9 protein-coding genes are annotated in these 8,478 nt (G+C 35.6%); 7 read left to right on the top strand and 2 right to left on the bottom strand.

What is annotated here, in order from left to right; translation table 11 throughout:
* Positions 1 to 502: 502 nt before the first annotated feature.
* A complete protein-coding gene (locus AC4FQ5_RS18175; RefSeq protein WP_491145632.1) occupies positions 503 to 2,653 on the top strand; it encodes a glycoside hydrolase family 97 protein in 2,151 nt (716 codons plus the stop codon).
* Between the two features lie 183 nt (positions 2,654 to 2,836).
* Here AC4FQ5_RS18175 and AC4FQ5_RS18170 read toward each other — a convergent pair whose 3' ends face one another.
* Positions 2,837 to 3,700, bottom strand: a complete 864-nt coding sequence (locus AC4FQ5_RS18170) for an SDR family oxidoreductase (RefSeq protein WP_491145630.1) — start codon at positions 3,698 to 3,700, stop codon at positions 2,837 to 2,839.
* A 78-nt stretch (positions 3,701 to 3,778) separates the two neighbouring features.
* Entirely contained in the window at positions 3,779 to 4,348 is a 570-nt protein-coding gene (locus AC4FQ5_RS18165; RefSeq protein WP_491145628.1) for a Crp/Fnr family transcriptional regulator, read from the bottom strand.
* A gap of 212 nt (positions 4,349 to 4,560) precedes the next feature.
* Here AC4FQ5_RS18165 and AC4FQ5_RS18160 point away from each other — a divergent pair, with 212 nt between their 5' ends.
* From AC4FQ5_RS18160 to AC4FQ5_RS18135, 6 genes are read left to right on the top strand one after another with little or no spacing between them, the layout of a single operon-like run.
* Complete coding sequence (locus AC4FQ5_RS18160) at positions 4,561 to 5,223, top strand: TetR/AcrR family transcriptional regulator (protein WP_491145626.1); 663 nt, start codon at positions 4,561 to 4,563, stop codon at positions 5,221 to 5,223.
* 54 nt (positions 5,224 to 5,277) lie between these two features.
* A complete protein-coding gene (locus AC4FQ5_RS18155) occupies positions 5,278 to 6,600 on the top strand; it encodes an ABC1 kinase family protein (RefSeq protein WP_491145624.1) in 1,323 nt (440 codons plus the stop codon).
* Between the two features lie 2 nt (positions 6,601 to 6,602).
* Positions 6,603 to 6,755 (top strand): DUF2256 domain-containing protein, encoded by a 153-nt coding sequence (locus AC4FQ5_RS18150; RefSeq protein WP_491145622.1) that lies wholly within the window; start codon positions 6,603 to 6,605, stop codon positions 6,753 to 6,755.
* Positions 6,739 to 7,020, top strand: coding sequence for a TIGR03643 family protein (locus AC4FQ5_RS18145; protein WP_491145621.1), 282 nt, complete (start codon positions 6,739 to 6,741; stop codon positions 7,018 to 7,020). Before AC4FQ5_RS18150 ends, AC4FQ5_RS18145 begins: the two co-directional genes overlap by 17 nt.
* A 43-nt stretch (positions 7,021 to 7,063) precedes the next feature.
* On the top strand, positions 7,064 to 7,762 hold the full coding sequence (locus AC4FQ5_RS18140; protein ID WP_491145619.1) for an SDR family NAD(P)-dependent oxidoreductase: 699 nt from the start codon (positions 7,064 to 7,066) through the stop codon (positions 7,760 to 7,762).
* Between the two features lie 42 nt (positions 7,763 to 7,804).
* Positions 7,805 to 8,455 (top strand): MarR family winged helix-turn-helix transcriptional regulator, encoded by a 651-nt coding sequence (locus AC4FQ5_RS18135; protein WP_491145617.1) that lies wholly within the window; start codon positions 7,805 to 7,807, stop codon positions 8,453 to 8,455.
* Positions 8,456 to 8,478 lie beyond the last annotated feature (23 nt).

Below are 8,478 nucleotides of genomic sequence, written 5' to 3'. Positions count from 1 at the left end.
ATAAACAAAATTCCATGATAAATGGCTGAAGCATAATAAATATTTCATATATAACTGTGATTAAGTGTGAACAATTTAAAACAATAGTTCGCACAACTCTTATGATCATAGTCATAGCGTTATTTTGGTATAATTAAAGTCATTCAGTATTAAGAAATTGATTACACATTTATCGCAATTTATTCTAAATTTTTAATAACCCTTTCTGTCTGCCGGAAAGGGTTGTTTTATATTATTACTTCTTAAAGCGTCTGTTTCTGTCTAACTAATTTGATTCAAAAGACTTCTCCTATTCTGCCGTATCCGTTTTTTGTCATATCCATGAATATTTTTCAAAGTCTATTCAACAAAATTTTAAGGCTATAAAGCGATTTTTTCTGATAAATCACACGATTCCCAGCAAATAGGAATTTGACATTCATGATAATATTAAGTCAGGATATTTAACCAGACATATATTTTGGTTAAAATTTTGATAATTTAAATATACCAAATCTTACTTATGAAAAAATTTACAATTGAAGTGTTTTTGCTTTTAACAGTCTTTGCTAATACCGGAGCTCAGACTTTAAAATCACCTGACGGAAAATTTGTGATGAATTTCCACGTCACGGAAGGAATTCCTTATTATAATCTAAACTTAAACGGAAGTACAGTTATCGAAGATTCTAAAATGGGGCTGCGATTACTGAATGATACAGGAACTATTCCGATAAGTTCGAAACCTGTGGATGAAACATCTCATTTGAACAAAGGTTTTATAAAAACGGATGAAAATTACAGCTCTAAAAACGAATCCTGGCAACCCGTTTTAGGCGAAAAGAAAAGCTATGTCAACCATTACAATGAGCTGGCTGTTACTCTAAAACAGACTATCACAGACAGAAATATTGTTATAAGATTCAGGCTGTTTAATGACGGATTGGGATTCAGATACGAGTTTCCCAAACAGAAAAACCTGAATTATTTTACAATCCTTGAAGAAGATTCAGAATTTGATTTTCCTGCTGACCTAAAGGCGTGGTGGATCGTAGGAGACTACGACTCACACGAATACCCTTATCAGACAACCCTGATTTCTGAAATTCCGGCAAGATGGGATCAGGCTTTTGACAGGCATTCTTCACAGACATTGATTAAGGATGCTGTTCAATCGCCGCTTATGTTAAAAAAGGAAGGCAAAGAGCCACTGTACATAAACATTGCAGAAGCGGCAGTGTTGCACTATCCTGCTTCAAACCTTGAAGTTGATACAAAAAATTTTAAATTTAAAACACATCTTACACCCGACAGACAGGGAGCAAAGGGATATATTCAAACGCCTTCCGTTACCCCTTGGAGAACCATAATTGCTTCCCAAAAAGCTGAAGAAATTCTTGATTCTAAAATGCTTTTTAACCTCAACGAGCCCACAAAATATACCGATACCTCTTACATCAAACCCACAAAATATATGGGAGTATGGTGGGAAATGATCATCGGAAAATCACAATGGGCATATGGGGAACCAAAAACCAATATCCGCATCGGAGAAACAGACTACTCAACAATAAAACCTAACGGAAAACATGCAGCTAATAATCAAAAAGTGAAAGAATATATCGATTTTGCCTCATCAAACGGCTTCGACGGTCTGCTTGTTGAAGGCTGGAACATCGGTTGGGAAGACTGGATCAACCATTCGAAGGAATTTGTATTTGATTTCATAACTCCAACTCCTGATTTTGATATTCAAATGCTTAATGAGTATGCTCATTCTAAAGGTCTGAAACTTATTATGCATCATGAAACCTCCGGTTCTGCCACCAATTATGAGCGGTGGGCAGATAAAGCATTTCAGCTGATGAACAAATATGGCTATCAGTCTGTAAAAACAGGTTATGTGGGAGATATTATTCCAAGAAGTGAGCACCATAATTCTCAATGGATGATTGATCATTATTACAGAATTGTGGAGAAGGCTGATGAATATAAAATCATGGTCAACTCACATGAGTCTGTACGACCGGGCGGAGAAAGCAGAACATATCCCAATTGGGTATCGGCAGAGGCTGCGCGTGGAACAGAGCATGAAGCTTTTTTAGGAAACAACCCTGATCATCAGACTATTCTTCCTTTTACCAGATGGGTAGGCGGACCGATGGATTATACACCCGGTATTTTCCAGACCCGATTAAATTACTATTTTCCCGGAGATCAGCGTTTTGTGAAAACTACCCTTGCAAAACAGCTTGCACTCTATGTAGTAATGTATATGCCGGTACAGATGGCAGCAGATTTACCGGAAAACTACAAAAAACATATGGACGCATTTCAGTTTATAAAGGATGTAGCCGCAGATTGGGATGATACAAAAATTCTGTCTGCAGAGCCCGGTGACTTTATTGTGACCGCCAGAAAGGCAAAAGGTAAAGAAACGTGGTTTGTAGGTGGTATCACAGATGAAAATCAACGGAGTTACACTTTAGATTTTTCTTTTTTAGGGAAAAACCGAAGATATGAAGCCACAATATACGAAGATGGAAAAGATGCCGACTATATTGACAACCCGCAAAGCTACAGGATTTATAAAAAGGTCATAACGGATCGGTCAAAAATTAATTTTAAAATGGCTCGAAGCGGTGGTTTTGCCGTTTCAATAATACCGAAATAATCTCAAGTCTTTCACAATCAAATCATAAGTTATCATGCTATTGTAAAAGGATCTTAAACTTATTCGGAAGATTTATATTTTTGAAAAATAATTCCCTTTTGACTCTGACATTCTTTTAAAAGGAATCAGAGTCAAAAGGGAATCATCTTATCAACCTTTATTGATTATTTAAAATCAAAATTTTCAGGCTAAAAGATCCTGCATTCCAAATGCTGTTAATACTTTTGCATATTCAACAGCCACAGCGTCGTTGGCAGCTCTTACAATTTCTCCCGTCGTGAGGTCAGCAACTGTTCTCAGCGGTCTTTGTCCTTTCGGTAAATTGATCAGGTTTACGACCGCATCTGCAACCTCCTGCGGATCAGGATTTACCGTTTCAAACATTTTACCAACTGCCCCAAATATTTTATCCGGAATATCAGCGATCTTTTTATAATCATCAGCAACGGATGCGTCAGAGCCAAATTGAACTTTTTGAGACATTTCGGTAGGAAACGAGCCTGGCTGAATAATGGCTACATCAACTCCAAATGGTCGCAGTTCATAATGTAGACTTTCGCTCAAACCTTCAAGAGCGAATTTTGATGCACCATACATTGCAAAAAAAGGAGCTGAGAATCTACCCCATCCGCTGGAAACGTTGATAATTAAACCTTCCGATTGTTTACGCATAAAAGGTAATACCAGTTTCATCAGTCTCCATGGAGCAATTACATTGACATCAATCATTCGTTGTAAATCCTCAGGAGTAGAGCTTTCCGCCACACCAAACATTGATATACCTGCATTGTTTACCAGGATATCGATGGTTCCTTCTTTAGCTATAATAGTGTCGATTGCATTTTTTATACTTGTCTCATCAGTGAGTGCCAAATCCAAAACAGTTATATTTTCTATCTGTTCCAAGGCTTTTGCTTTATCGGCATTTTTTCCGTCTGTATCCCTCATAGTAGCATACACTTTATGCCCTAAAGCTGCAACACTATTGGCAGTAAGCCATCCGAATCCACTATTTGTACCTGTAATTAAAACTACTTTTTTGTCCATTTTTTTATCTTTTAAAATTAATAATACAAATTTCGACTTCTCAAAAAAGAAAATGTTTACCAAATGGTAAAAAGTGATTTATCTGATATTTTTTCTTATCCTGCTTAGTGATTGCTGCGTTATTCCCAAATAAGAAGCAACATACGAGAGAGGTATTCTGTTGACAAGAGCCGGGAACTTTTCAAGAAACGATAAATAACGGGTAGTCGCATCTTCTGAAATCAACGGGCTTCTTCTTTCAATCGTTTTTAAAAGACAGTTTTTTAGGATCAGACCTGTAATAGAATGCCAACCGACGATCGTATTGCCTATTTCATCCCAGTCTTTCTTTGAGAAAACAAGCAACTTACAGTCCGTAACAGCCTGTATATAATCTGAAGCAACCATTTGTGCTTCAAATTTTTGCTGGTCAGAAACAAAATTATTCTCATCAATAAAATGATGAGTGATCTCCTCACCTTTATTGTTATAATAGCAGAAACGTACGACCCCTTCCAAGATAAACCCCACCCGATTTGGGATTTTACCTGCTTCAGAAAAGTATTCTCCCTTATGAAGATCAAGCATCGTTGCTTTGCTGGTGATAAGGTCAATCTGCTGTCTGTTTAAGTTGCCAAACTGCAGAATATAGTCAATAAAATCTTTCATAAACTAAAGATACTTTATATTCCTTACAGATAATTTACCATATGGTAAAAAAGAATCTTTTAAATACTCGACAGCATTTCAAAGGTTCCCGATTAAATTAAAGTACTTGATAATTATTGAAAATCTGAATGTTATATATTTAAATATAAAATACTTTAATTTAAATTTTAGTAAAATTAATTACTAATTTAGCTTATAAATAAAAGATTAAAATGGAAAGTAAAAATCTGATTACGCAGGATAAAATATTTGAATTGTATGGCGATTATATTTTGAATCATGGTGAAAGACCAAAAAACGTTTACCGTTTTGCAAAAGATAATGAGTTTGAAGAGAAAGATTTCTACGATTATTTTTCGGGCTTTGAGCAAATCGAAAAGCAAATGTTGGTAAACCTCTTTGACAAGTCTGTAGAGTTGGCTTGGGAAGTCAACAGTTCGGATGAGATAACCTCAAAAGAAAAATTGCTCAACGTCTATTTCATCTTCTTTGAAAATATGACCATGAACAGATCATTGGTTTTAATGATTCTGGGGAATGACAAATTGCACTCGGCTAAAATTTCAAATCAGCTTAAAGAAACTCACAGAAATTTCGTCAGAACATTAGATTTTAATGATTGGGAAATGATCAGAAAGTCGAAGGAAGACCTAAAAAATCTTCACGAAAAAGCGAGAGAAGAAGCATTGTGGCTTCATCTGGTTTCCGCCATCGAATTCTGGAAAAAAGATACATCGCCCTCGTTTGAAAAGACAGACATTTTCATTGAAAAAACAATCGACACAGGTTTTGAACTGATGGATAACGAGCCCTTGCGTAAAGTTGTTGATCTGGGTAAGTTTTTATTTAAAGAAAAATTCAGAAAAGCAAGATAAAATATCATTAAAAAACAACTTCAATTTGAAATTCGTAAAAAAAGAAATTTGCAGATGAAAACACTCAATAAGATACCTACAGGAAAATTAGAACGAACAGGCAGTTTGCTGAAGGCAGGTGCAAAAGTCGGTGTCAACTATATCAAATATTACGGAAACAAAATCATAAAAGATAAAAATGAAGATGAAGCGCTGAAAACATTAAACGAAGACAATGCTTCTGATATTTATGATTCATTAAAAGAACTGAAAGGTTCTGCATTGAAAGTGGCTCAGATGCTGAGCATGGAAAAAAACATTCTTCCGCAGGCTTATGTAGAAAAATTTTCACTGTCGCAGTTTTCCGTCCCTCCCCTTTCCGGAGCTTTGGTAAAGAAGACTTTCAGAAAATATTTTGGAAAAAATCCTGAAGACTTATTTGATGAGTTTACACCAGAATCAGTCAATGCTGCAAGCATCGGTCAGGTTCACAAAGCGAAAAAAAATGGTAAAAACTTTGCGGTAAAAATCCAATATCCGGGAGTGAGAGAAAGCATTTCGAGTGATCTGAAAATGGTAAAACCGATTGCAATGAAAATGTTTAATATCAGAAAAGAAGGTTCAGAATCTTATTTTCAGGAAGTAGAAAATAAATTGTTTGAGGAAACAGACTACGATCTGGAACTTAAAAGAAGTCAGGAAATTTCTCAAAAGTGCAGTCATCTTCCGAATCTTGATTTTCCTGAATATTATCCGGAATTCTCCAGTGAAAGAATCATCACGATGGATTGGATGAATGGGAAACATTTCTCCGAATTCACAAAACAAAATAATTCTCAGGAAGACCTCAACAAGACCGGACAGACACTTTGGGATTTCTATATGTACCAAATGCACGTTCTGAAACAAGTACACGCAGATCCGCATCCGGGAAATTTCCTCGTTTCGGATGACAAAAAATTACTGGTGATTGATTTTGGATGCATCAAAGAAATCCCGAATGATTTTTATAAACCTTACTTTGAATTGGCGAAAAAAGAAAAGCTAAATAATCCTGATATTTTCAGGGAAAAATTGTATCAACTTGAGATTTTGCGTCACGATGATTCTTCTGAAGAACAGGTTTTTTTCACCAAATTATTTCATGAGCTTTTAGAATTATTCACAAGACCATTCAATGCAGAAAAATTTGATTTTTCTGACGAATCTTTCTTTCAGGAAATTGCAGATCTCGGACAGCGTTATGCAAAACTTAGCGATATGAAAGGAATGAATGCCAACAGAGGATCAAAGCATTTTATTTATCTGAATCGAACGTTTTTTGGGCTCTACAATATGATGCACGATCTGAGAGCGAAAGACATTGTGATCAATCAGTATAAAAATTTTATTCAATAAAAATGCCTGCCAACTTACCGTCAAAGATCTGTGAAGTCTGCGGATTGTCTTTCAACTGGAGAAAAAAATGGCAGAAAAACTGGGACGATGTGAAATATTGCAGCGAAAAATGCAGAAGAAACAAAAATCAGAATAAAAATGCAGAAAAAATTTGATGCACAGCAAACAGATCGGATTATTGAGATGGCTTGGGAAGATAGAACTCCGTTTGAAGCAATTGATTTTCAGTTTAAAATAAGTGAATCTGAAGTCATCGAACTGATGAGAACCGAACTAAAGCCGTCAAGTTTTCGGCTTTGGAGAAAAAGGGTGAATTCGGGAGTCAGTCAGAAACATTTAATGAAAAGAAATCCGGAAATCGATCGGTTCAAATGCAGCAGACAACGAGTGATCAGTCATAATAAAATCTCAAAACGCTAAACTTTTGATTTAACTTTTTTTAAATTAATTTAAATTTAAACCAATGAAAAACATCGTCATCATCGGTTGCGGACAGGGAATAGGATTTGCCACTGCAAAAATTTTATCAGAAGACAATCACGTTATCGGTATTTCAAAAACTCAGAATCCTGAAGTTGAGGCTCTTGATATTGAATTCTATCAATTAGATATTCTCAAAGGAAACTTTGATGACATCAATTTCCCTGATGTTGTTGACGGACTGGTTTATGCTCCCGGAAGTATTAATCTGAAGCCATTCAGCCGATTGACTGAAGATGATTTTAAAAATGATTTTGAAATCAATGTTCTGGGTGCAGTTAAATGTATTCAAAAATTGCTTCCGAATATGAAAAAGTCTGAAAGTGCTTCGATCGTATTATTCAGTTCAGTTGCTGCAAAATTAGGAATGCCTTTTCACGCATCGGTTGCTGCAAGTAAAAGTGCTGTTGAAGGCTTAACTAAAAGTCTTGCTGCAGAATTGTCTGCTCAAAAAATCAGAGTGAATGCAATCGCCCCTTCTTTGACAGATACCCATCTGGCTTCTCAACTTTTATCAACTCCTGAAAAACGTGAAGCTTCGGCCAAAAGACATCCTTTGCAGAGAATTGGAAATGTGCAGGAAATGGCGAAAATGACTGCGTTTTTACTGTCATCAGATTCTTCCTGGATAACGGGACAAATCATCGGAATCGACGGTGGAATGGGTAATGTTAAATTATAATTGTCATGAAAAAACAAACTGATATCTTTACCAAAATTAATTATGCAAACCGACTTTTTCATAGATCTGCTCCATCAAGTGAAAGAATTTGAGAATTCTGACATATATAAACCCAATTCTGATGTGGAAGATTTTCGTAGGTGGATGAATGATAAAAAGTATTCTTCTGAAAGCCCGACCAAGCTTTTTAAAAATGAAAATCATCAGGTTTCTTTTACTGAGAACGAAATCTGCAAACAGATTCTTTTGTTGGGAAGATATTCGAAACTGCTGATAAGAAAAGGTTTGGGAGATTTTCCGGATTTAGCGAATGAAGAATTCACTTACATTTACCGTTTAAAAGATGAACCTCATCTGACAAAAATTCAACTGATTGAAAGAAATGGTCACGAAAAACAAACCGGAACTCAGATTATCAAAAGACTTCTGGAAGCAGGATTTGTAGAAGAAAAAAATGATGAAGATGATAAACGGAGCAAAAGACTGAATCTGACAAAAAAAGGAGAAGAAATATTTCATCAGTCGGTAGCAAAGGTCAATCAGACATCAAAAGTCTTGTCGGCAACGCTGAATAATGCAGAAAAAAAAGAACTTTTGAAAACACTTCAAAAGCTTAATGAATTTCATGCTCATCTTTACATGAATTATAAAGGTGTAGACATCGAAAAGATTAATGAAACTTTCGGTGATTGATGCTTTGTAATTAGCTCAAAAAT

Source organism: Chryseobacterium sp. DT-167 (genome assembly GCF_058310155.1).
The sequence above is the reverse complement of the archived record's forward strand: the minus strand, read 5'-3'. Positions and strand labels throughout refer to the sequence as shown.

Bases quoted from the DNA above. Each gene is read 5' to 3' on its own strand.
- AC4FQ5_RS18160 (WP_491145626.1), top strand. From the start codon at position 4,561: ATGGAAAGTAAAAATCTGATTACGCAGGATAAAATATTTGAATTGTAT.
- AC4FQ5_RS18165 (WP_491145628.1), bottom strand. From the start codon at position 4,348: ATGAAAGATTTTATTGACTATATTCTGCAGTTTGGCAACTTAAACAGA.
- AC4FQ5_RS18135 (WP_491145617.1), top strand. From the start codon at position 7,805: ATGCAAACCGACTTTTTCATAGATCTGCTCCATCAAGTGAAAGAATTT.
- AC4FQ5_RS18140 (WP_491145619.1), top strand. From the start codon at position 7,064: ATGAAAAACATCGTCATCATCGGTTGCGGACAGGGAATAGGATTTGCC.
- AC4FQ5_RS18175 (WP_491145632.1), top strand. From the start codon at position 503: ATGAAAAAATTTACAATTGAAGTGTTTTTGCTTTTAACAGTCTTTGCT.
- AC4FQ5_RS18150 (WP_491145622.1), top strand. From the start codon at position 6,603: ATGCCTGCCAACTTACCGTCAAAGATCTGTGAAGTCTGCGGATTGTCT.
- AC4FQ5_RS18155 (WP_491145624.1), top strand. From the start codon at position 5,278: ATGAAAACACTCAATAAGATACCTACAGGAAAATTAGAACGAACAGGC.
- AC4FQ5_RS18170 (WP_491145630.1), bottom strand. From the start codon at position 3,700: ATGGACAAAAAAGTAGTTTTAATTACAGGTACAAATAGTGGATTCGGA.
- AC4FQ5_RS18145 (WP_491145621.1), top strand. From the start codon at position 6,739: ATGCAGAAAAAATTTGATGCACAGCAAACAGATCGGATTATTGAGATG.